Below are 22,234 nucleotides of genomic sequence, written 5' to 3' on the forward strand. Positions count from 1 at the left end.
ATTCCTGCATCATCCTCTGACACTGACTCGATCGACCAAGCACGTCCTTCATTTGTCATCCCGAGCGCAGCGAAGGATCTCATCGCCAGAAATTCCAGCCACGCTTACGGCAGGCGTCGATGAGGTCCTTCGGCTGCAGCGCTTGCTTCGCAAGCGCCCCTGCTCAGGACGACAAAAGATAAGGACACGACACGCACACTCGACATCGATCGATATCGTTCGTCATGATGCATCCCGACGTCGAGGGGCCGTGCATGAAATCCAGACTCGCTGCAGCCGCACCCTGGTGGCGGCCGACCGCCGGCAACCTCCTCGCGATCCGAGGCGGACGACCGCTCGTCGGGACCTATCCGATCAGCGGCGCGAAGAATGCTGCGCTACCGTTGATGGTGTCGGCGCTGCTCACGCCACACCTCGTCACCTTGCGCAACGTGCCGGCCAATCTCGACGTCGCGATGCTGGCCGCGCTGCTGCAACGGCTCGGCTGCGAGATGCACTGGTCGACCCGCGGCGGCGATCTTTCGCTCACCCTTTCGGCCGACCGCGTTCATCCCGGCCGCATCGACGCTGACCTCGTCACCCGCATGCGCGCCTCTGTGCTGCTGCTCGGCGTCCTTCTCGCGCGCTGCGGCGAGGCGCGGCTGCCGATGCCGGGCGGCGATGCGATCGGCCTGCGGGCAATCGACTTCCACATCAGCGGGTTGCAGACCATGGGCGCCGTGGTGACGCTCGAGGGCGGCCTGATCAGCGCGACCGCTCCGGCCGGCCTGCGCGGCGCCGACATCATGCTGCCGCAACCTTCGGTCGGCGCAACCGAGAACCTGCTGCTCGCCGCCGTCCTGGCGGACGGCACGACGACGATTCGCAATGCCGCGCGCGAGCCAGAGATCGCCGATCTCGCCGCCTGCCTGATCGCGATGGGTGCCCGGGTCAGCGGCCTCGGCACCCACATGCTGACCGTGAGCGGCGGCGCCGCACTTTCCGGGGCGGTCCACGACGTCATGCCCGATCGTATCGAGTTCGGTACCCTGGCCTCTGCCGCCGCCATGACCGATGGCGAGCTGATGCTGCCGCACGGCCGGCTCGACCTGCTCGGCAGCGCCGCGGATTCCTTCGCGGCGGCAGGCGTCGATATCGTTAAGGCGGAGGGCGGCATCCTTGCCCGCCGCGGAGGGTCCGGGCTGCGCGGCATCGACGTCACGACGCAGCCTTTCCCGGGATTCGCCACCGATCTGCAGGCGCCGACCATGGCCTTGCTGACCGTCGCAGCAGGCGCAAGCGCGATCTCCGAGACGATCTTCGAGCAGCGCTTCCGGCACGTCGACGAGTTGCGCAAGATGGGCGCCGACATTGCCGTGCACGGCCGCACCGCGCGTGTGCGCGGCGTCGAACGGCTGCGGGGTGCTGCCGTCACCTGCACCGACGTGCGCGCAGCCGCCGCGCTGGTGCTGGGTGGACTGGCGGCCTCGGGCGATACCCTCCTCGACGGGCTCGATCATCTCGACCGCGGCTATGATCGCATGGCCGAGAAGCTCGCCGCCTGCGGCGCCGCCCTCGCCCGGACGGGCCGCGAGTGACGGGCGGCTAGTATAGGCCCGGAACGAGTCGCCACGTGCGGGCGCGATAGGCATCGTACTCGGCGCCGAACTGCTGGTGCAGAAGCGCCTCTTCCGAGCGGATGCGCGCCACCAGCGGAACCAGCATCAGCGCCGCCAGCAGCACGCCGACCAGTGAGCGGAAGGCCAGCGCCCAGCCCACCGACATGATCAGCAGCCCGAGATAGCTCGGGTTGCGAATGGTGGTGTAAAGGCCGCTGGTCATCAGCGTATGGCCGGGCTGGATGGCGACCAGCCCGCTGAAGCGGCGACCGAGCACGAAGACCGGCCACAGGCGCAGCACGCCGCCCGCAGCATACAGGATCACGCCTGCCCAGCGCATCGCCTCGCCGTCGACGACCCAGAATCCCGTGCGGTCGGTATAGGCCGGCAACCAAGCCGACAGGAGGCCGATCACGCCGAACCCCACCAGGACCCAGCGATTGCCACGATCCTCGCGTTCACCCGAGCTGAGATTGCCCGAGCTGAACAGGGCTGCGACCGTCAGCGCCACCGTGATCAGCGCCAGTGCGATCAGCGGCGGATGGGCGGCGAACGCCGACATGCCGCCCTCGCCCCATACGGCGAGCCCGAGATAGAGGGCGACTGCCACGACGGAGATGAGTCCCATCCTGAGCGTCGACATCCTCGCCATGTGGGGACGAAGACGACACCTCTCAAGCTATCCTCCCCAGCTTCGCTGGGGAGGTGCCCCGTTATACGGGGCGGAGAGGTCATGAGCCTCAGTCCCGCTGCTCATGACCCCTCCGTCGGCGATTACGCCGACACCTCCCCAGCGAAGCTGGGGAGGAGGGTTTGATCGGTCGTCTACTCCGCCGCGACTGCCATCGCCTGCTTGAGACCGGGCATGGTGAAGCCGAGCTTGTCGAGCTTGGCGATCATGTCGCGGCCGGTCTTCTCGTCGGTCTCGACCAGCGGCGGGCGCACCGGCGTCCACGGCGCATCGCCGGCGTAATGGGCGATGCAGTACTTCAGCGCCGGGATCATGACGTAGCCCTGCATGACGCCGCGCACCTCGTTGATCCAGCCCTGCAGCTTCTCGCCCTCGGGCGTCTGCCACTTCGCGTGGACCTCGGCGATCTTGCCCGGGTTGATGTTGGCCGTGGCGCTGATGCAGCCGGCGCCGCCCGACTTGATATTCTCGATCAGGGGCTTCTCGTTGCCGGAGAACACATCGAAGCCGTCCTTGGCGAAGGCGTCGATCATGCTCTTGGTGTGCGGCCAATCGTCGGAGCTGTCCTTCATGCCGGCGATCTGCTTGGGGTACGCCTTCATCAGGCGCTCGACCAGCTTGTGGGTGATCGGTATCACCGACACCGGCGGGATGTGATAGAGGTAGACGCGCAGGCGGTCGTCGCCGACCCGCTGCACGACCTCCGAGAAGAAGCGGAACAGCCCCTCCTCCGGCACGCCCTTGTAGTAGAACGGCGGCAGCATCAGCACGCCGGCGACACCGAGCCTGGTGGCGTGCGCACTCACCTTGGCCGCTTCGACGATCGAGCAGGCGCCGGTGCCGGGCATCATCCGGTCGGTCGGCACGCCACCGGCGATCGCCGCCTCGAGCAGGCCCATGCGCTCGTCGGCCGACATCGAGTTGGCCTCCGAATTGGTGCCGAACACGGCGAGCCCGCAATCCTGGCTGAGCAGCCATTTGCAATGGGCGATGAAGCGGCTGACATCGGGCGACAGGTCGCGCTTGAAGGGGGTGACGACCGGCGAAAGAACGCCTTTGATCCGCTGAGCGGCCATGATTTTATCTCCCGGGGATGGCGCACCTTTCTTGCAACGAAGCGCCGGAGACGTCCAGTGGCAGCTTCAGTGAGCGACATTCTTCCCGAAGACGGTACCAGCGGAACCTTGATCGGCCGCGTCTGGCGCCGCGGGCCGGCGAACGGGCCGAGCGTCGTGGTCGTGCGCGCCGACGGCCTGCACGACATCACCGCAGCGGCGCCGACGGTCGCCGATCTCTGCAACGCCCCTGATCCGGTCGCGCTGGCCCGCAGCACCAAGGGCGAGCCCCTCGGCTCGCTCGCCGACCTCGTGGGTGACCTGCTGGCCCCGATCGACCTGCAGGCGATCAAGGCGGCGGGCGTCACCTTTGCCGTCAGCCTGCTCGAGCGGCTGATCGAGGAGCATGCCAAGGGCGATCCCGGGCGCGCCGAGCAGGTGCGCAAGGAACTCAATCAGATCATCGGCGCCGACGTCACCGCCATCAAGCCGGGCTCGCCGGAAGCCGAGGAGCTGAAGAAGACGCTGATGGCGCGCGGCGCCTGGTCGCCCTATCTCGAGGTCGGCATCGGCCCCTACGCCGAGATCTTCACCAAGGCGCCGGCCATGGCGGCGGTGGGCTATGGCGCCGAGATCGGCATCCGGCACGATTCGGACTGGAACAATCCCGAGCCCGAGGTGACGCTGATCGTCAACGCGAAGGGCGTCATCGTTGGCGCGACGCTCGGCAACGACGTCAACCTGCGCGACATCGAGGGCCGCAGCGCGCTGCTGCTGGGCCAGGCCAAGGACAACAACGCCTCGTGCGCCATCGGGCCGTTCATCCGCCTGTTCGACGAGACCTTCACGCTCGACGACGTGCGGCGCGCCAAGGTCGAGCTCGAGGTGACCGGCCCCGACCAGTTCCGCCTGCGCGGCCAGAGCGACCTCTCCAGGATCAGCCGCGATCCGACCGAGCTGGTGGCCCACGCGATGGGCCGCACGCACCAATACCCCGACGGCATGGCGCTGATGACCGGCACCCTGTTCGCGCCGACCGAGCCGCGCACGCCGGGCGGCCCGGGCTTCACCCACATGGTGGGAGACCTCGTCTCGGTGCGCTCGCCCAGGCTCGGCACGCTCACCAACCGGGTCAATCATTGCGACAAGATCCCACCCTGGACGTTCGGTACGACGGCGCTGATGCGCAACCTCGCGGCGCGGGGCCTGCTGAGATGAGCGACGATCTCTGCCGCCTGCCGGCCTCGACGCTCAGCGAGAAGATCGCCGCGAAGAAGATCTCGCCCGTTGAGCTGACCAAGGCCGTGCTGGCCCGCGCCGAGGCGCTGCAGCCGGTGCTCAACTGCTTCATCACGCTGGTGCCGGACCAGGCCATGGCTGCGGCGCGCCGCGCCGAGGACGCGGTGATGCGCGGTGAGCCGCTCGGCCTGCTGCACGGCATCCCCTTCGCCGCCAAGGACCTCGTCAACACGGCGGGCGTGCGCACAACGTTCGGCTCGCTGCACTACGAGGACAACGTGCCGAAGGAAGACGCCGTCGGCGCCGCGCGCCTGAAGCAGGCCGGCGCCATCCTGTTCGGCAAGACCACGACCCCCGAGTTCGGTCACAAGGCGCTGACCGACGCGCCGCTGTTCGGCCGCACGCGCAACGCCTGGAGCGCCGAGCGCACGTCGGCCGGCTCGAGCGGTGGTGCCGCGGTCGCCGTTGCCGCCGGCATCGGGCCGATCGGCATCGCCACCGACGGCGGCGGCTCGACCCGCATTCCCGCCGCCGCCAACGGCATGGTCGGGCTGAAGCAGAGCAACGGCGTCATCCCGCACAGCCAGGTCGCCGACGCTTTCGGCAACTACACCTACGTGACGCCGATGACCCGCACGGTGATGGACACCGCGCTGATGCTGCAGGCCATGGCGGGCCCACATCCCTCGGATCCCTGGTCGATCGGCGTGCCCGTCCCCGATTACGCTGCCGCCGCCCGCGCCGACGGCGATCTTTCAGGCAAGCGCATCCTCTACAGCGTCACGCTGGGCAACAGCCTCGTGGCGGCCGACGTCCGCGACGCCTTCGACCAGGCCCTGAAGAAGCTCGCGGCTCTGGGCGCCGAGCTGATCGAGCTCGACGGTGACCTGCCCGACATGGCGCCGATCTGGAAGGTGATCAACCACACCACCTGGCGCGCCCGCTTCGACGATCTGGTGCGCCGGCCGGACAACCGGCTGTCGGCGTCGCTGGTGCGCCAGGTCAAGATGGCCGACGCCTGGAGCGGCGTCGATTACCAGCAGGCGATGTTCCAGCGCACCGATCTGTTCCGCAAGGTCCAGGGCTGGTTCGAGACGGCGGACTACCTGGTGACGCCGACCCTGTCGCGCACAGCGCTGCCGATCGAGCAGGACCTGTTCGAGCCGATCAGCGTCGACGGCGTCGAGGCGGGCGAGCTGCGCATCAATTGGTTCCCCTACACCATGCCGTTCAACATCACCGGCCATCCTGCGCTCACCGTGTGCTGCGGCTATGCGGGCGACGGCCTGCCGATCGGCCTGCAGTTCGTCGGCCGCTTCCGCGACGAGGCGTCGGTGCTGCGCGCCGGAGCGCTCTACGAGTCGAGCGAGCGGTGGCTCGAGCGATGGCCGGACCTCTAGCGCACTCTTCTCATGGGGGACCGCGGGCATCTCGCCCGCTCTTCTCATGAGCGGACGAAACCCTTCGGCAAGCTCAAGGCAGGCTGCCCGCGGTCCGGATGAGAAGCGCGCGCTGGCGCGCCGGCCGCCGCTCGGCGCCCAAGAGATCCAGGCGCGCGTCCTCCATCGCGATGGGCTGATCCTGATCATCGACAAGCCGGCCGGGCTCGCCGTCCATGCCGGACCAAGCAAGGCGCCGAGCCTCGAGGATTGCTTCGATGCCCTGCGCTTCGGCCTGCCGCGCCCGCCCGCCCTTGCCCATCGTCTGGACGCCGACACCTCAGGCGTGCTGGTGCTGGGCCGCCATCCCAAGGCGCTGGCCAAGCTCGGCCGCCTGTTCCAAGGGCGCGACGTCGAGAAGACCTACTGGGCCGTCGTGCAGGGTTCCCCGCCTGCCGAGGAAGGGATGTTCGACCAGAGCCTGCTCAAGCTGAACACACGCAGCGGCTGGTCGGTGAAGGTGTCCGACAAGGGCCAGCCGGCGCGCACGCGCTACAAGGTGATGGGACGCGGCCCGGACATGACGTGGCTGGAACTGAAGCCCGAGACCGGCCGTACGCATCAAATCCGCGTCCATTGCGCCGCCGCCGGCTGCCCGGTGATCGCCGACCGGCTCTACGGCACCAGCGCGCCCGACCAGCTTTTGCATCTCCACTCGCGCGGCATCGTCCTGCCACTCTCGAAGAACAAGCCGCCGGTCGTCGTCGTCGCACCGCCCCCGCCGCACATGCTGAAGGCGCTGGCCGCGTGTGGCTGGGCGGGTGACTCGGGATCAGGCTGAAATTTTGCGTGCTTTGCGACCAAATCGTTATTTATCAATAGGTTAGAACGGTCGCAGAACCTTCCCTCCACCGCTTTTTGCGACCGCGGTGACGCAGTTGCGACCGGGTCATCGTCGCTGAGAGGACGCCACTCAGATGGCGCTCATGGGATGTGTCATCTCCAAGAAGAGCGCCATCGGAGTGGCGCGCTCCCGGCGCATGACGCGTTCCGTAAAGGCACCACCTGTGAGCGTTACCCGACCGCTCCCTTGCCTTGGAGAGATTCGACGAGCTTGTTGACGGCGACCGTCGCGCCCTTGCCGGCCTCGTTGCCGAAGATCAGGCGGGCAAGCTGGCCGCCGAGATAGGGGTGAAGACCCATATCGTAGAGCGCCCGGAAATTCCGGGCCTCAATCGCGCGCCGCTCGTCCTCGCGCAACGGGTAGCGATCGAGCACGGCGGCTTCGTTGGCGGCGAATTCGCCACGCAGCTCGATCGACCATTTCAGGTCCTGGATCAGGTCGTGGATGGCAAGCGCCGGATCAAATTTCTCGAGTCCCATGCGTGCTCTCCTACGCCGCGCGGCGCTTCGGCAGGTTGGCCTCCATGTCCCACAGCACGGCGCCGACGCCGCACTTAAAGTCGCGGTGGACGGTGTAGCCGAAATTTTTGCCGGGCTTCGAGCCGATCGCTCCGAGCACGACCACCCATGACAGCAGTTCCGACGTGCCGCCGGAGCCGGCTGCCTCCATCTTCTCCAGCGTCAGTTCCTTCAGCAGCGTCTGGTGGTCGCCGGACGCGACGAGCTCGAGAAACCAGCGGTCGAAGTCTTCGTCGATGAAATAGTAGCGCGCACCGCCCGGCTCGTGGCTGAGGCCGCCGGAGCCGAGCAGCGCCACGCGTAGGTCGGACGGCAGGTCGTTGCGGATGAAGTCGCCAAGCGCCTCGCCGACGGCATAGCAGCGATACTGGTCGGGAATCGGCGGAACCGTGCAATTCTGCAGCACCGGCACCATTGGAATCCCCATGCCGGCCAGGTTGGTGAGCTGGACCGGAACCGAGATGTTGTCGTCGAACTTGAGATTCTCGTTCTGGGCGAACATGCGGATGCCGCGTCGGGTCATGCCGTTGAACAGCGCGGCGGCAATCTCGGGCGAACCCTTCACCGTGTAGTCCTCGCAGCCGATCCACGGCTTGAACCATTCGAACGGACCGCGATGCTCGACGGCCATGCCGATCAGGAAGTCGGGATAGGCGCGGATGCGGCTGTTGGCGAGGTGATCGTTGGCAAACACGATCAGGACATCGGCCCTCGCCGAGGTGAGCGCGCTGGCGAGGCTGCGATAGGTGGTGGCGACGATGTCCTTGACGTCGGCCGGCGCGGCTTCGAGCAAGCCGATCAGGCCAGGCGCATGCGGCGCGCCGGCCGCGAAAACGATCTCTGCCATTTGCGTTCTCCCGTGGCCCTTCAAGGCTGGCCCGTCGTTCCAGGGGTGTCAATATTCTGGCGAGGTGCCGCCTCGGAGCAGCAGGCAGCGATCTACCTTTGCTTCACCGAGAGAATGAATAGCCACAGATGAACACAGATGCTTGACGTCACTGGGAATGCCTACAATCCACGCATCGCGTTCCAGGAAAGCCTCGTCGTCAGTTTGCGTGAGCTGGGTCTATCCGTGTTCATCTGTGTTCATCTGTGGCTAATCATGACGCTCGCGGGAAACAGCGGCTCTTTCGCTCCTTAGGCCAGGCCAGAGGTCCCGTTTCCGATTGGATCGCCAGGAGCATTCGACGATAGTGTGCTGACGGAGGATCCGCGTGAGCGCAGGCCGCATCAAGGACATCGCCAACATCGCAAGACTGGGGCATGTCGAGTTTCGCACCACCGACCTGGAGCGCGCCCGCGACTTCTATGTCGACCTGATCGGCCTGCACGAGACCGAGCGCGATCACGACCGCATCTACCTGCGCTGCACCGAGGACAAGCAGCATCACACCTTCGTCCTGCGCAGGGCCCAGTCGGCCGGGGTCGGTCATATCGGGTTCGTGGTGGCCGACGAGGATGACCTCGACCGCATGAAGGCGCGCTTCGAGGAGCTCGGCCTGCCGGTGCGCTGGGCGGGCAACGAGATGCTCGGACAGGGCCGGACGCTCAGCGTCCAGGACCCGCTCGGTTTCGTCATCGACTACTATGCCACGATCCAACCGGTGCCGTGGCTCGTGCAGCAATACCATCTGCACAAGGGCGCCTCGCCCACCCGCGTAGACCATGTCAACGTCCTGACGCCGGATGCCCAGGCGGGGTACGACTGGTACACGGGCGAACTGGGCTTTGGTTGTGCCGAACTGACGGAGTCCGATCCGCCGGAACAGCGGATATGGGCGAGCTGGCTGTTCCGCAAATCGACCGTCCACGACATCGCCGTGATGACCGGCGCCGGGCCGGCTGCGCATCACATCGGCCTGTCGCTCGGCGACCCGCTTTCCATCATCAGGGCGTGCGACATGCTGGCGGGTGCCGGCTACGCCAACAGCATCGAGCGCGGGCCTGGACGGCACGGCATTTCGAACGCGTTGTTCGTCTACGTGCGCGATCCGGACGGCAACCGCTTCGAGCTCTACATGGGCGACTATCTGACGGGCAACAGGGGGGCGGAACCGATCCGCTGGAACCTCAACAATCCCGTGCGCCAGACCTTGTGGGGAGCGCCGCCGCCGCGCCGCTGGTTCGAGGAGTCGATGGCCGTGGAGACGTTCGATGGCTCCGCCCTGCAGGCGACCAGGCCGCCCTTGATGCAGGCCGTGCCGAACTACGTGCCCGACTGATCGAACAGCCAGCCAGAAGGATTGCCTCATGCCGCGCACAGTCGTCGTTCCGCCCACGGGGCTGCGTCCGGGAATTCCCTATTCGCCGGCGATCCGATGGGACAAGCTGCTCTTCATCTCGGGGCAGACCGGTTCGGACCCGGTGACACGCGCGTTTCCCGCCGACATCAAGGCGCAGACGCGCATCGCGCTCGACAACGTCAAGGCGCTCGCCGAAGCCGGCGGCGCGTCTCTCGAGACCGCGCTCAAGATGACGATCCACATGACCGACATGACCAACGAGTTCGCCGCCATGAACGAGGTCTTTCGCGAGTATTTCCCCAAGGACCCGCCGTCGCGCACGACGGTCGGCGTGGCCCATCTCGCCCGCGCCGGCCTCAAGATCGAGATCGACATGATCGCCGTGGTGAAGGACGCCGTGTAATGCATGGGGAGCCGAACATGACGAGCAGGTTGGCGGGCTTCGATCCTCGACTCTTTGCGTCGCTTGGCTACGGCGCGAGGATCTTCGAGTTGTCGTATGACATGACGCCGTCGATGCCGGTCTACCATCAGCACATTCCCTATTCGCTGGCGCTGCACCGGAGGCACAGCGATCCGCATCCGGCCAAGCGGCAGGACGGATCGAGCTTTGCCAACGAGGTCATCGTGACATCGGGGCACTCCGGCACCCATATCGATGCGCTCGGCCATTTCTCCCGCAACGGCTGCCTGCACGGCGGCATCAAGGTTTCCGAGATCGAGACACGCGATGGTTATCGCGAGCTCAATGCGGCGGAAATCCCGCCGATCCTGCAACATGCGGTCGTCCTCGACGTCGCGGCGGCCCGCAATGTCGATTGCCTGGCCCCCGGCGAGGAGATCGCGGTCTCCGACATAGAGAAGGCCCTGACGTTAAGCGGCGGCGATATCAGGCCAGGAGATGCCATCTTGATCCGGACCGGCTGGTCGAAACATTGGTCCGACGCGGAGACCTTCAACGGGCGGCGCGGTGGCATGCCCGGGCCTGGCGAGACCGCGGCCCGCTGGCTGGTCTCGCGCGGCACCACCCTGGTCGGTTCCGATACGCCCGGCTTCGAATGCCTGCCGACACCCGGTGCCTCGGTTCACGCCCTCCTGTTGGTGGACGAAGGCATCCACATCATGGAGAACCTCAACCTGGACCAGATCGCAAGGCTGCGACGGCCGCGCGTGGTCTTCGTGGCGCTGCCGCTGCGCCTCGTCGGATCGACCGGCTCGCCGATCCGCCCGATTGCCATCGCCTGAGCGAGCTTCAGGCAAAATCCACCGTCGACAAGGCGCGATCCAGCGTCTCGACAATCCGGTCACACTCGGCGCGAGTGATCACCAGCGGCGGCGACATGGTGATGGTGTTGCCGTAGCGTCGCCCACCGCCGGCTCGGCCCACGAGCAGGCCGTTGTCGCGACAAAAGTCGACGACGGCCGTGATGGATTGCGGGCCGACCGGTTCCTTGCTCGTGCGGTCCTTCACCAACTCGACGCCGAGAAGCAGGCCCTTGCCGCGGACATCGCCGACGACCTTGTGCTTCTTCATCAGGCCGCGCAGCCCATCCAGCAGATAGGCGCCGACGTCGGCGGCGCGCTCGGCCAGTTTCTCGCCTTCCAGGATCTCGATGTTGCGGACGGCGACGGCGGCGGAGACCGGATGGCCGCCGTAGGTGTTCACCTGCCCGACCTGACGGTTCTCCGAAACCTCGCCGTAGAAGCTGTCGAACACGCTGTTCTTCACCACCGTCGCGGCGATCGGCAGGTAGGCGCTCGAAATGCCCTTGGCGATCGCCACGATGTCGGGCGCGACGTCGTAATGCTGGTGGGCAAACATCTTGCCGGTGCGGCCAAAGCCGTTGATCACCTCGTCGACATGCAGAAGGATGCCGTACTTGCGGCACAGCTTCTCCACCTCAGGCAAATATTCGTCAGGCGGCACCGCGACCCCGACCCCGCTCATGATCGGCTCGACGATCACCTCGGCGATCGTCTCGGGGCCTTCGCCGAGGATCGTGGTCTCCATGTTCTTCACGCAGGCCATGCCGCAGCTCGGGTAGTCGAGGCCGAGCGGGCAGCGATAGCAATAAGGATGGGCGACATGCACGAAGTCGCCGGAGTACGGCTCGAACTTGGCCTTGCGCTCGCCCATGCCGCCGGCGTCGAGAGTCGCGAGCGTCGTGCCGTGGTAGGAGAAGTAGCGACTGATGGTCTTGAAGCGATAGTGCTGCGGATGCTCGTGCTTCATGTACTGACGAGCGATCTTGAAGCCAGCCTCGTTTGCCTCGGAGCCCGAGTTGACGAAGTAGGTGTGATAGCCGCCGCCCATCAGCTCGTTGATCTTCTCTGCCAGGGCTGCGGCCGGAACGTTCATCGAGGTGTGCGGGAAGTACGCCAGCTGCCGCAGCTGTTCCGCCGCAACACCGGCCAACTCGGCGCGGCCGTAGCCGATGTTGACGCACCACAGTCCGGCCATCGCGTCGAGATAGGCCGTTCCGTCGGCATCGTAGATCGTCGACCCTTCGGCTCCGGTCACCACGATCTGCCTGGCCTCCAGCGCCTTGTGCTGGACGATGGGATGCAGGACGTTCTGCAAATCCTGCTGCACGACGGCCTGGCGGATGGCGGGATCGGGTGCGTTGGTGAGTGACATCACGGCCTCTTGTGGTCGACTGGCGGGCGACTATCTCGACACGGACGGAATCAACGGCAAACGGGCGATTGCCGGCGCCGCATCCACGATACAGATGTGCCGCGCTCTGTGCACGCTGATCGTTCTAGCCGAGCGAATCATAGACCTCCCGCCAGCGCTTGATGGCTGCGATATGGGCGTCCACCGTCTTGAGGTTGGCGCCCATCGTCGCGACCGAGATGTGGCTTCCTCCAGCGTCGCGCCACGCCGCAATGTCGCCGGGCCATCGGTTGTCGCCACGGCCATACTGCTGGATCGATTCGAAGCCGAAGGCAGCAACGTCTCTCCCCAGCTCGCGCAACCTGGCCTCGATCTTCGCCTTGATCTGCACCGCTTCGGTCTGGGTGCGGCCCGAGAAGAGAAAGCCGTCGCCGATCCTGGCCGCGCGTTCGTACGCGGCGTCGCTGAAGCCGCCCAGCCAGATCGGAATCTGGCGCTTCGGTCGCGGCAGGATTCCGGCCCGATCGATCCGATGGTCGGCGTCCTCATGCTCGACCACGGGCTCGGCCCACAGCTTGCGCATCAGGGCAATCTGGTTTTCCTGCCGCTTGCCGCGTCGGCGGAAATGTCCGGGCATCTCGAGAGCGTCGAACTCCACCCAATTCCAGCCGACCCCGACGCCCAGGCGAAGACGGCCGTCCGAGAACAGGTCGACATCGGCGGCCTGCTTGGCCAGCAGCGCGGTCTGCCGCTGCGGCAGGATGATCACGCCGGTTACCAATTCGAGGCGCTTGGTGATCCCCGCAAGATAGGCATAGGTGACCAGCGGCTCGTGGAAGGGATCGGTTTCCGTATAAGGGCCGGTCAGCTTCGGCTCCCGGCCGGCATGAACCGCACCGAGGACATGATCGTAGATCACGATATGGTCGTAACCCAGCTCCTCTGCGGCCTGGGCAAACGCCTTGACCGCTCCGGTATCGCCGCCGAGCTCGATTTGCGGATAAACCACACCAGCTTTCATCGTGCACTCCCTGAAGGATGCAAGGTCATCCTGCATGCGCCCATGAACGGTTGCTTCCTCGTCCTTCGATCGCACCAACGGCCGGTTCGGCCTAAGGAGTCGGGGAAGTAAAGCATGGCCCCTCGTATTATCCTCCCCGGCTTCGCTGTCGGCGAAGCCGGGGAGGATAGCCCATCTATTTCGACAGCGTCGCGGTCAGGCCGAGGCCGCTCACGAGGTCGGCGTCGGGCCGGATCAGGTAGGTGAAGCGGTCGAGATCGACCGGCGGCTCGGGCTTGGCGTCGATCGTCAGCGTGCCGCCGCGCTCGATGAACTGCGCAACCGTATCGAGCAGCTTGGTCATGCGCTCCGAGATCAGCACGCCGGGCGGCGAATAGCGGCGCACCTCGTTTGCCAGATTGGCGCGAGTCCTGGCCACCGGTTGGCCGGTCACCGTCGACAGCGCCTTGAGACTGCGCTCCAGAAGGCTCTTGTCGGCAACCACGAGCTTGGCCGATCCCAGCGCCGCCGACGTCATCTGCAGGCCGTCCAGATCGCCTTCGTCGATCGCCTGCCAGAAGGCCGCGTCGGCATTGACGAGCCGCGCCGAGAAATCGATCTCGCCGAGACCCGGGCCGACCAGAGCGCACTGCTCGACGGCGAGCACGCCCTTGGCGCGATCCTCGAGGCCCGAGCAATCGAGATCGAGCTTGATTTCCTTCAGCCCCATCGACTGAAGCGCGATGCGCAATTGCAGCGCTTCGAGGCCGCGCAACGGCGGGGCCAGCACGAATCCCTCGATCCGAGTCCGCGTGCGGCTCACGTCGTTGGACTCGTGCGTCGTCTCGACGCTGATGCTGCCCAACGAGATCCCGTAGCGGGAGAAGGCATCGCCGCCGAACCCCGAGATGCGGCCGCTGGCGAGGTTTGCGCGGCCCATCGGCATGCCCGGCTCCCAGTCGCTGGAACCGAGGGCGCCGAGAACACGGCCCACATCGAGGCCACTCACGTCGAAGTCTCCGATCTTGACCTCGGCGACCGTCTTCCCTTTCGCTGTCGCCTCCATGTCGTTGAGCGTCAGCCGTCCGAGGCGTCCATGATCGTAGCGCTCGACGACGAACGATGCGAAGCCGAACGTGTCGCCGCTCCGAGGCTGAGCGATCGCAAGGCCGCGCACATCCAGCCGGGCGACCTTGAGCGCCGCCAGGGCGCGCACCACGCGCTGCCGTTCAGCCTGGGGACCGGGCTCGCCGGGATCGAACCGGTCGAGATCGAAATCCTCGACGACCATCGACGCCAGGCTCACCTTGGTCACCTGGTCGGCGACCTGGACGTCTTTCACTTCTAGGCGCTTGGCCTGCAGCGGATCGCCCCAGCGCATGCCCTGAAGCGGCGTACGGCCCTGCAGGAACTCGCGGATCGGCCAGTCGAGCCCCGACGCATCGATGCGCGCGATGGTCATCTCGCCGGCGGGGCGCGTGGTCTTGACGTCGAGCAGGACGATCTGCCGGTCGAACAGGGCGACCTCGACGCTGCCGACCTTGGTGGTGCCGCTGCGCTCGATCTCGGCTTTGAGCAGGTCGGCGATGTGGATCTGGATGATCGGGACGGCGGCGAGGCAGATGCCGATCAGCCCAAGCAGCACGAGCCCGGCGATGATTCCCTTCTTCATGGTTCGGCGTCCGGCTGCCTGGACGGCTGGGCGGCGTCGAAGGCCGGCAGCTTCATGCTGGCCTCGAAAATGCGTTGGATCGTCGGGTACTTCTTCATGTCGACCTTGAATCGTGCGGCATTGAATACCTGGGGAATAAGGCAGAGATCGGCCATCGTCGGATGATCGCCGTGACTGAAGGTGCCGGTCTTGCGATCGCCCGCCACCGTTGCCTCGTAGGCCTCGAAGCCCGTATCGATCCAGTGCCGCGACCACGCGAAGGCGCTCTCCTCGCTCTGCCCGAAATTGTCGCGCAGATAGGTCATCACCCGCAGGTTCTGGATCGGATGGATATCGGCCGTGCAGATCAGGGCCAGCGCCCTGATGCGGGCACGGTCGACGGGATCGCCAGGCAGCAGCGGCGGCTGTGGATGGATTTCCTCGATATATTCGAGGATCGCCAGCGACTGTGTCAGCACGTCGCCGGAATCGAGCACCATCGCCGGCACCAGCTTCTGGGGATTGAGGGCAACATAGTCGGGCGCTGCCTGCTCACCCTTGCGCAGATGGCGTGACGCATGCTCGACGGCAATGCCCTTGAGGTTTAGGGCAATCCGAACGCGAAACGCCGCCGACGAACGAAAATAGCCGATCAGCTTCATGGCCGCCTCCGCGGCTACCTTAGGGTTTGCCGGTCCATTGACAATGTTTTCTGGATCACCCTTCGCTTCATTCGCCTCCTCCGTGATCGACTCTCCTCCCCAGCTTCGCTGGGGAGACCCCCAGCACGCCAGCGCGCACCACGATGCTGAGAAAATCGGGGCGGTGCCCGCCCCGATTTTCATAGGAGGTGTCGCCGTCTTACGGCGACGGAGGGGTCATGAGCAGCGGGACTGAGGCTCATGACCCCTTCGCCCCGTATGACGGGGCACCTCCCCAGCGAAGCTGGGGAGGCGAATGAAGGTTCTTGGCGCCTAGCCGGGCATCGTGTAGCGCACGACTTTCTGGTCGATGGCGCCGAAGATCGATCGGCCGGCACGGTCCAGCATCTCGATGCGGATGCGGTCGCCGAAGGCCATGAACGGCGTCAGGGGCTTGCCGCCCGCGATGGTCTCGCGTACCCGCCGCTCGGCGATGCACGAGCAGCCGACCGCGGCATCGCGGTTGGCGACGGTGCCCGAGCCGACGACCGTGCCCGCCTCGAGATGCCGTGTGCGGGCGGCATGGGCGATCAGCTGCCCGAAATCGAAGGTGAGATCGGTCGCCGCGTTGGGTTGGCCGAATTCCTTGCCGTTCAGGGTCGAGATCAATGGCAAACCGAGCCTGCCGCCGTCCCAGGCGTCGCCCAGCTCGTCCGGCGTCACGGCGACCGGCGCGAAGGCCGTTGCCGGCTTGCCGTGGAAGAAGCCGAAACCCTTGGCGAGCTCTGTCACGATGAGATTGCGCAGGGACACATCGTTGAGGATCGTCACCAGCCTGATGTGCCGGCGCGCCGCCTCCGCCGACACACCCATCGGCACATCGTCGACGATCACGCCGATCTCTCCCTCGAAATCGATTCCCCAGGCCTCGTCGCCGGCCTCGATGTCGTCATTGGGGCCGATGAAGGAATCCGAGCCGCCCTGGTACATCAGCGGATCGGTCCAGAACGATGGCGGCATCTCGACGCCGCGCGCCTTGCGCACCAGCTCGACATGGACGACATACGCCGATCCGTCGGCCCACTGGAAGGCACGCGGCAACGGTGCCGCCAGCAGCTTCGTGTCGAAGGTGAAGGTACCGGGAGCCTTGTCCTCGGCCAGGCGCTGGGCCAGCTCCGCGAGCCTGGGCGACACCGCGACCCAGTCGTCGAGGGCCTTCTGAAGCGTCGGCGCGATCCCGGTCGCCCGTACCGCTCGCCTGAGCGCACGGTCGACGACGATCAGCGTTCCGTCACGGCCGCCTTCCTTCAATGAGCCGAGCTTCATGGTGTCTCCCAGTCGTCACGTTCAGAACTTGTTGATGCCGTCGGGCGATCATCACTCTCTTCCCCAGCTTCGCCGGGGAGGTGTCGCCGTCTTACGGCGACGGAGGGGTCATGAGTCTCAGCCCGTGACCCATGACCCCTTCGTCCGCGATTACGCGGACACCTCCCCAGCGAAGCTGGGGAGGAGAATGAAAGAAGCGCGTGGTCCTCAGGAACCCTACTCCGCCGCCTGCTTGAGCTCCGGCGGGCGCCACGACTTCACGTAGCCTTCGAACTCGACGCCGGCCGGCATGGAAGCGACATCGACGGCATCGCGCGTGTCGATCATGACGGCGACCTCGTCGGTCTCGGTCCGCCCGCCCTTGGTGGCGGCGTTGAAGGCCTTGGGATGGGGACCGTGCGTGAATCCGGAAGGATGGATCGTCATCATGCCGGGATGGATGTTGTCGCGGCTGAAGAAGCTGCCCTTGTGATAGAAGATGATCTCTTCGTAATCGTCATTGTTGTGGAAGAACGGCAGCTTGAGCGCCTCCGGGTCGCTCTCGAACGGCCGCGGGACGAAGGTGCAGACGACGAAGCGGCCGGCCATGAAGGTGGTATGGGCCGATGGCGGGAGATGGGCGCGATGGCTCATCAGCGGCCGCAGATCGCGCCAGTTGATGCGCGCCACGCTGAGATCGCCGTGCCAGCCCACCGCATCGAGGGGATTGAACGGGAAGGTCACCGTCGACAGCTGGTTGCGCCGCTTCACCGACACCCGCCACGTGCGTTCGTCCTGCTGGGCGCGGAACGCGTCGTCGAGCCGGGGCGTGTCGAGCATGGCCGTGTCGAAGATCGCGTGACGGCCGACCAAGCCCTTCTCCGGCAGCGTGAAATGCTCGTTGGTCGCCTCGATCATCAGCGACAGGGTGGGCCTGGTGGGCGCGAGACGCCACATCGTGCCGCGCGGCACGACGATGTAGTCGCCGTCGCGGTAGTCGAGATGGCCGTAGTCGCAGAACAGCGCCCCCTCGCCGTCATGGATGAACAGCAGCTGATCGCCGTCGCTGTTGCGCGCCAGCTCGCCCATCGGCGCGTCGAGCCGCCAGATACGCATCTGCAGGTGCGGATTGGACATCACCAGCTGCGCCTGCCACGGGCTTGTCGTCCCGGCGGCAAGCTTGTCGAGATCGAAGGCGCGCGGCCGGATGGCGCCGTCGAACTCGATCCAGTCGGTCGGCTTGTGCCGGTGATGGAATTGCGCCGACGGCCCGAAGAAGCCTTCCTTGCCGATCTCGCGTTCGTAGGTGCCCTCGGGAAGCCGGACATGGGCCTGACGCGAGGCTGTGCCTTCGACCTGGCGCAGCGGAATCCAGTTCCTGGTCATGGTTTCCTCCATTCGAACTATGCCTTGAGGACGCCGCGCCGGATCTGGTCGAGCTCGATCGACTCGAACAAGGCGCGGAAATTGCCTTCGCCGAATCCTTCGTTGCCGCGGCGCTGGATGATCTCGAAGAAGATCGGCCCGATCACGGTCTGGGTGAAGATCTGCAGCAGCAGCCCACCCCCTTTGGTGGGGGCGCCGTCGATCAGGATGCGGTCGGCGGCGAGGCGGGCGATATCCTCGCCATGGCCCGGCAGGCGCGTGTCGACCTGCTCGTAGTAAGTGTCGGGCACGGTCTGGAACGGCACGCCACGACCGCGCAGCGCCTCGACCGTGTCGTAGATGTTGCCGGTGCCCAGCGCGATGTGCTGGATGCCTTCGCCGTGATAGGCGGAAAGATATTCCTGGATCTGCGACCTGTCGTCGGTGCTTTCGTTGATCGGGATTCGGATCTTGCCGCACGGGCTGGTCATCGCCTTGCTCTTGAGCCCGGTCAGCTTGCCCTCGATGTCGAAGTAGCGGATCTCCCGGAAATTGAAGAGGCGCTCATAGAAATCGGCCCATTCGGCCATACGGCCGCGATGCACGTTGTGCGTCAGGTGGTCGATATAGGTGAGGCCGACACCGCCGGGGGCGTGATCGATGCCGGGCAGGAACTCGAAATCGACGTCGTAGATCGTGCCGCGCTCGCCGTAGCGGTCGACCAGGTAGATCAGCGAGTCGCCGATGCCCTTGATCGCCGGGATGTTGAGCTCCATCGGCCCGACCTTGTTCTCGACGCCCCAAGCGCCAAGCGACAAGGCGCGCTTGTAGGCGAAAGCCGCGTTCCTCACGCGGAAGGCAATGGCGCAGACACTGGGTCCGTGAACGCGGGCGAAGCCTTGGGCAAAGCTTTCCGTCTCGCCGTTGACGATGAAGTTGACGTCGCCCTGGCGGTACAGCGAGACGTCCTTGGAGCGGTGCCTGGCCACCCGCACGAAGCCCATGCTCTCGAACAGCGCGCCGAGCGCGGCCGGATCGGGCGCCGTGTACTCGACGAACTCGAAGCCGTCGGTGCCCATCGGATTGATCTCGTCGACGCCCGCGGTGGAGTCCTTGACGGTTGCCATGCTCGACCTCCGGTTGACCTCGATGCCAAATTAGTTTCAAATGTAACTATTATGGCGGACGCTTTGCAAGCCCTCGAGCTGGAGAATTTTCTGCCCTACCGGCTGTCGGTGCTGGCGCAACTCGTGTCCGAGTCGCTGCACGACCTCTATGCCGAGCCGTTCGGGCTCTCCGTGACGCAATGGCGGGTGATGGCGGCGCTGGGCCGCTTCGCCCCTCTCGCTGCCTCTGAAGTGGGGCAGCGCATCCTCATGGACAAGGTCGCGGTCAGCCGGGCGGTGGCCGGCCTGATGGAGCGCGGCCTGATCGAACGCGCTACCGACCGCACGGACCGCCGCCGCGCCTCGCTGAGGCTGAGCGCGCGCGGCCGCGCCATGCACGCCCGCATCGTGCCGCTGGCGCTGGGATACCAGGAGCGGCTGTACAACGCCCTCGACGCCGACGAGCGGCGCCGCTTCGATGCTCTTACCGAGCGCCTGTTCGCTCACGCCAAGGCCCTGCGGCCCACCGGCTGAGCCTGCCTTGTCGCTCGGATTCGCCATGCTATAACCCCCGGCGCTTTTGCATCTAGGGGAGGCAAATTTGGCCGCACAGGCCGCCCGTCAGCATGCGGCCGCCAAGCCGATCCTGGTGCTCAATGGGCCGAATCTCAACATGCTCGGCAAGCGGCAGCCCGAGATCTACGGCCGCGAAACCCTGGCGGACGTTGAAGAGGCGTGCCGCAAGGAAGCGGAGCGCCTGGGGATAAATGTCGAGTTCGCCCAGAGCAACCACGAGGGCGCCCTGGTCGACCGGATTCAGGCGGCACGCGAGAACAATGCCGGCATCGTCATCAATGCGGGTGCCTATACCCACACCTCCGTCGCCCTGCTCGATGCCCTGAACGCCGCCGAGCTGCCGGTGATCGAGGTCCACCTGTCCAACATCTACAAGCGTGAAAGCTTCCGCCATCACTCCTATATCAGCCCGGTTGCAGTCGGCGTGATCGCGGGGCTCGGCAGCCACGGCTACCTCCTGGCCCTGCAGGCGCTGGCGCGCCTGCTGGCGCGCTGACCTTCATTGCGGAGCATCGGCCCCATGGCAAAATTCGAGATGGATACCGAATTCGTCCGCAAGCTGGCCCAGATCCTTCACGAGACCGACCTCGGTGAAATCGAGCTGGCCGACGGCGACCGCCGCATCCGGGTGGCGCGGCCCACCGTGACGGTCGCGGCCGCGCCCGTGATGGCGGCGGCAGCCGCCCCGGCAGGCGCGACGCCGGCCGCAACCGCCGGACCAGCCGGCGACTTCGCCAAGCATCCCGGGGTCGTGAAATCACCGATGGTCGGCACCGCCTATCTCGCGCCCGAGCCCGGCAAGCCGAATTTCGTCTCGGTCGGCGACGAGGTCACGGCCGGACAGACCCTGCTGATCATCGAGGCGATGAAGACGTTCAATCCCATCAAGGCGCGCAAGGCCGGCAAGGTCACCCGCGTCCTGGTCGAGAACGCCCAACCGGTGGAGTACGACGAACCGCTGCTGGTCGTCGAATAGGGACAATGCCGCCGCGATGTTCGACAAGGTCCTGATCGCCAGCCGCGGGGAAATCGCGCTGCGCATTCATCGCGCCTGTCGCGAGATGGGTATCCAGACCGTGGCGGTGCACTCGACCGCCGACAGCGACGCCATGCATGTCCGGCTGGCCGACGAATCGGTCTGCATCGGCCCGCCGCCGGCGCGCGACAGCTATCTCAACATTCCCGCGATCCTGTCGGCCGCGACCATCGCCGGCGCCGACGCCATCCATCCCGGCTACGGGTTCCTGTCCGAAAATGCCCGCTTCGCCGAGGCGGTCGAGGCACACGGCTTCACCTTCATCGGACCGACGCCCGAGCACATCCGGATGATGGGCGACAAGATCATCGCCAAGCAGACTGCGGCCGAGCTCGGCCTGCCCCTGGTGCCCGGCTCGCCCGGGCCGGTCGAGTCGCGCGATGAAATCGTGGCGCTCGGCGAGCAGATCGGCTGGCCCGTGCTGGTCAAGGCAGTCGCCGGCGGCGGCGGACGAGGCATGAAGGTGGTGGCAGATGCGGCAGCGGCTGCAGAAGCCTTTTCGCTCGCCCGCGCCGAGGCCAAGGCCGCGTTCGGGAACAATGCCGTCTACGTCGAGAAGTACCTGGGGCGGCCTCGGCATATCGAGATCCAGGTGCTGGGCGACGGCAAGGGGGCGGGCGTGCATCTCGGCGAGCGCGACTGCTCGCTGCAGCGGCGCCATCAGAAAGTTCTGGAGGAAGCGCCGTCGCCAGCGCTCAATCCCGAGCAGCGCCAGCGCATCGGCGAGCTCGCCGCCGCCGCGGTGCGCAAACTCAAGTACCGCGGCGCCGGTACCCTGGAATTCCTGTTCCAGGACGGCGAGTTCTACTTCATCGAGATGAACACCCGCCTTCAGGTCGAGCATCCCATCACCGAGGCGGTGACCGGCATCGATCTGGTGCGCGAGCAGATCCGCATCGCCAACGGCGCACCGCTCGGCATGTCCCAGCACGACATCGTCATCCAGGGCCACGCCATCGAGTGCCGGATCAACGCCGAGCATCCCGAGACCTTCGTGCCCTGCCCCGGCCGAGTCGTCGACTATCATCCGCCGGGCGGCCTCGGCGTCCGCGTCGATTCCGGCCTCTACACCGGCTACGTCATGCCGCCCTACTACGATTCGATGGTGGCCAAGCTGATCGTCAACGGCACCACGCGCAACGAATGTTTGATGCGCCTGCGCCGCTCGCTCGAGGAGTTCGTGATCGGCGGAATCGACACGACGATCCCGCTGCATCTTCGCATCGTCGGCGAGCAGGCCTTCATCGACGGCGACTATGACATTCACTGGCTGGAGAAGCTGGTCGGCCTGAAGAAGTAGCGTTCCCGCG

The 22,234-nt window shown here is 66.1% G+C and carries 22 protein-coding genes; 11 read left to right on the forward strand and 11 right to left on the reverse strand.

Going from position 1 to position 22,234, the window contains the following annotated elements:
* Positions 1-254: 254 nt before the first annotated feature.
* Positions 255-1,577 (forward strand): UDP-N-acetylglucosamine 1-carboxyvinyltransferase, encoded by a 1,323-nt coding sequence (gene murA, locus ACILR9_RS15590; RefSeq protein WP_395710858.1) that lies wholly within the window; start codon positions 255-257, stop codon positions 1,575-1,577.
* A gap of 7 nt (positions 1,578-1,584) precedes the next feature.
* Here the strand turns inward: murA and ACILR9_RS15595 are convergent, their stop codons facing one another.
* The gene (locus ACILR9_RS15595) at positions 1,585-2,226 is read right to left on the reverse strand and encodes a methyltransferase family protein (RefSeq protein WP_395710859.1); all 642 of its coding nucleotides are present in this window, start codon (positions 2,224-2,226) and stop codon (positions 1,585-1,587) included.
* A gap of 197 nt (positions 2,227-2,423) precedes the next feature.
* Positions 2,424-3,365: a dihydrodipicolinate synthase family protein gene (locus ACILR9_RS15600; protein ID WP_395710860.1), complete on the reverse strand. Its 942-nt coding sequence runs from the start codon at positions 3,363-3,365 to the stop codon at positions 2,424-2,426.
* A 69-nt stretch (positions 3,366-3,434) separates the two neighbouring features.
* Here ACILR9_RS15600 and ACILR9_RS15605 point away from each other — a divergent pair, with 69 nt between their 5' ends.
* Genes ACILR9_RS15605 through ACILR9_RS15615 form a run of 3 tightly spaced genes read left to right on the forward strand, consistent with a single transcriptional unit; the run spans position 3,435 to position 6,803 of the window.
* Positions 3,435-4,562, forward strand: a complete 1,128-nt coding sequence (locus ACILR9_RS15605; protein WP_395710861.1) for a fumarylacetoacetate hydrolase family protein — start codon at positions 3,435-3,437, stop codon at positions 4,560-4,562.
* Positions 4,559-5,983, forward strand: a complete 1,425-nt coding sequence (locus tag ACILR9_RS15610) for an amidase (RefSeq protein ID WP_395710862.1) — start codon at positions 4,559-4,561, stop codon at positions 5,981-5,983. Before ACILR9_RS15605 ends, ACILR9_RS15610 begins: the two co-directional genes overlap by 4 nt.
* Positions 5,984-6,029: 46 nt before the next feature.
* Entirely contained in the window at positions 6,030-6,803 is a 774-nt protein-coding gene (locus tag ACILR9_RS15615) for an RluA family pseudouridine synthase (protein WP_395710863.1), read from the forward strand.
* 233 nt (positions 6,804-7,036) lie between these two features.
* On the opposite strand, the gene ACILR9_RS15620 is transcribed toward ACILR9_RS15615, so the two are convergent.
* Together ACILR9_RS15620 and ACILR9_RS15625 are read right to left on the reverse strand one after the other, a co-directional pair.
* Positions 7,037-7,345, reverse strand: coding sequence for a hypothetical protein (locus ACILR9_RS15620; protein WP_395710864.1), 309 nt, complete (start codon positions 7,343-7,345; stop codon positions 7,037-7,039).
* Between the two features lie 10 nt (positions 7,346-7,355).
* Positions 7,356-8,231 (reverse strand): hypothetical protein, encoded by an 876-nt coding sequence (locus tag ACILR9_RS15625; protein WP_395710865.1) that lies wholly within the window; start codon positions 8,229-8,231, stop codon positions 7,356-7,358.
* A gap of 367 nt (positions 8,232-8,598) precedes the next feature.
* On the opposite strand from ACILR9_RS15625, the gene hpaD reads away from it, so the two are divergent.
* From hpaD to ACILR9_RS15640, 3 genes are read left to right on the forward strand one after another with little or no spacing between them, the layout of a single operon-like run.
* Entirely contained in the window at positions 8,599-9,606 is a 1,008-nt protein-coding gene (gene hpaD / locus ACILR9_RS15630; protein WP_395710866.1) for a 3,4-dihydroxyphenylacetate 2,3-dioxygenase, read from the forward strand.
* Between the two features lie 28 nt (positions 9,607-9,634).
* On the forward strand, positions 9,635-10,030 hold the full coding sequence (locus ACILR9_RS15635; RefSeq protein ID WP_395710867.1) for a RidA family protein: 396 nt from the start codon (positions 9,635-9,637) through the stop codon (positions 10,028-10,030).
* Between the two features lie 29 nt (positions 10,031-10,059).
* Positions 10,060-10,872 carry a cyclase family protein gene (locus ACILR9_RS15640; RefSeq protein ID WP_395710868.1) on the forward strand — a complete coding sequence of 271 codons (813 nt, stop codon included), beginning with the start codon at positions 10,060-10,062 and terminating at the stop codon, positions 10,870-10,872.
* A 7-nt stretch (positions 10,873-10,879) separates the two neighbouring features.
* Here the strand turns inward: ACILR9_RS15640 and ACILR9_RS15645 are convergent, their stop codons facing one another.
* The 7 genes from ACILR9_RS15645 to hppD all read right to left on the reverse strand — a co-directional run bounded on the left by ACILR9_RS15645 (position 10,880) and on the right by hppD (position 19,333).
* Positions 10,880-12,265: an aminotransferase gene (locus ACILR9_RS15645; protein WP_395710869.1), complete on the reverse strand. Its 1,386-nt coding sequence runs from the start codon at positions 12,263-12,265 to the stop codon at positions 10,880-10,882.
* A gap of 124 nt (positions 12,266-12,389) precedes the next feature.
* Complete coding sequence (locus tag ACILR9_RS15650; protein WP_395710870.1) at positions 12,390-13,265, reverse strand: LLM class F420-dependent oxidoreductase; 876 nt, start codon at positions 13,263-13,265, stop codon at positions 12,390-12,392.
* A gap of 175 nt (positions 13,266-13,440) precedes the next feature.
* Entirely contained in the window at positions 13,441-14,916 is a 1,476-nt protein-coding gene (locus ACILR9_RS15655; protein ID WP_395710871.1) for a hypothetical protein, read from the reverse strand.
* Complete coding sequence (gene maiA, locus ACILR9_RS15660; RefSeq protein WP_395710872.1) at positions 14,913-15,740, reverse strand: maleylacetoacetate isomerase; 828 nt, start codon at positions 15,738-15,740, stop codon at positions 14,913-14,915. The genes ACILR9_RS15655 and maiA overlap by 4 nt, the downstream gene beginning before the upstream one ends.
* A 129-nt stretch (positions 15,741-15,869) precedes the next feature.
* The gene (locus ACILR9_RS15665) at positions 15,870-16,862 is read right to left on the reverse strand and encodes a fumarylacetoacetate hydrolase family protein (RefSeq protein ID WP_395710873.1); all 993 of its coding nucleotides are present in this window, start codon (positions 16,860-16,862) and stop codon (positions 15,870-15,872) included.
* 216 nt (positions 16,863-17,078) lie between these two features.
* On the reverse strand, positions 17,079-18,227 hold the full coding sequence (locus ACILR9_RS15670; protein ID WP_395710874.1) for a homogentisate 1,2-dioxygenase: 1,149 nt from the start codon (positions 18,225-18,227) through the stop codon (positions 17,079-17,081).
* 17 nt (positions 18,228-18,244) lie between these two features.
* Complete coding sequence (gene hppD, locus ACILR9_RS15675) at positions 18,245-19,333, reverse strand: 4-hydroxyphenylpyruvate dioxygenase (protein ID WP_395710875.1); 1,089 nt, start codon at positions 19,331-19,333, stop codon at positions 18,245-18,247.
* A 51-nt stretch (positions 19,334-19,384) separates the two neighbouring features.
* Here hppD and ACILR9_RS15680 point away from each other — a divergent pair, with 51 nt between their 5' ends.
* From ACILR9_RS15680 to accC, 4 genes are all read left to right on the forward strand, one after another.
* The gene (locus ACILR9_RS15680; RefSeq protein WP_395710876.1) at positions 19,385-19,846 is read left to right on the forward strand and encodes a MarR family winged helix-turn-helix transcriptional regulator; all 462 of its coding nucleotides are present in this window, start codon (positions 19,385-19,387) and stop codon (positions 19,844-19,846) included.
* A gap of 67 nt (positions 19,847-19,913) precedes the next feature.
* Positions 19,914-20,384: a type II 3-dehydroquinate dehydratase gene (gene aroQ / locus ACILR9_RS15685; protein WP_395710877.1), complete on the forward strand. Its 471-nt coding sequence runs from the start codon at positions 19,914-19,916 to the stop codon at positions 20,382-20,384.
* Between the two features lie 24 nt (positions 20,385-20,408).
* Positions 20,409-20,864, forward strand: a complete 456-nt coding sequence (accB, locus tag ACILR9_RS15690) for an acetyl-CoA carboxylase biotin carboxyl carrier protein (protein WP_395710878.1) — start codon at positions 20,409-20,411, stop codon at positions 20,862-20,864.
* A gap of 16 nt (positions 20,865-20,880) precedes the next feature.
* A complete protein-coding gene (accC, locus tag ACILR9_RS15695) occupies positions 20,881-22,224 on the forward strand; it encodes an acetyl-CoA carboxylase biotin carboxylase subunit (protein ID WP_395710879.1) in 1,344 nt (447 codons plus the stop codon).
* The last annotated feature ends 10 nt before the right edge of the window (positions 22,225-22,234 follow it).

Source organism: Reyranella sp. (assembly GCF_044224635.1).
Lineage (GTDB): Bacteria > Pseudomonadota > Alphaproteobacteria > Reyranellales > Reyranellaceae > Reyranella.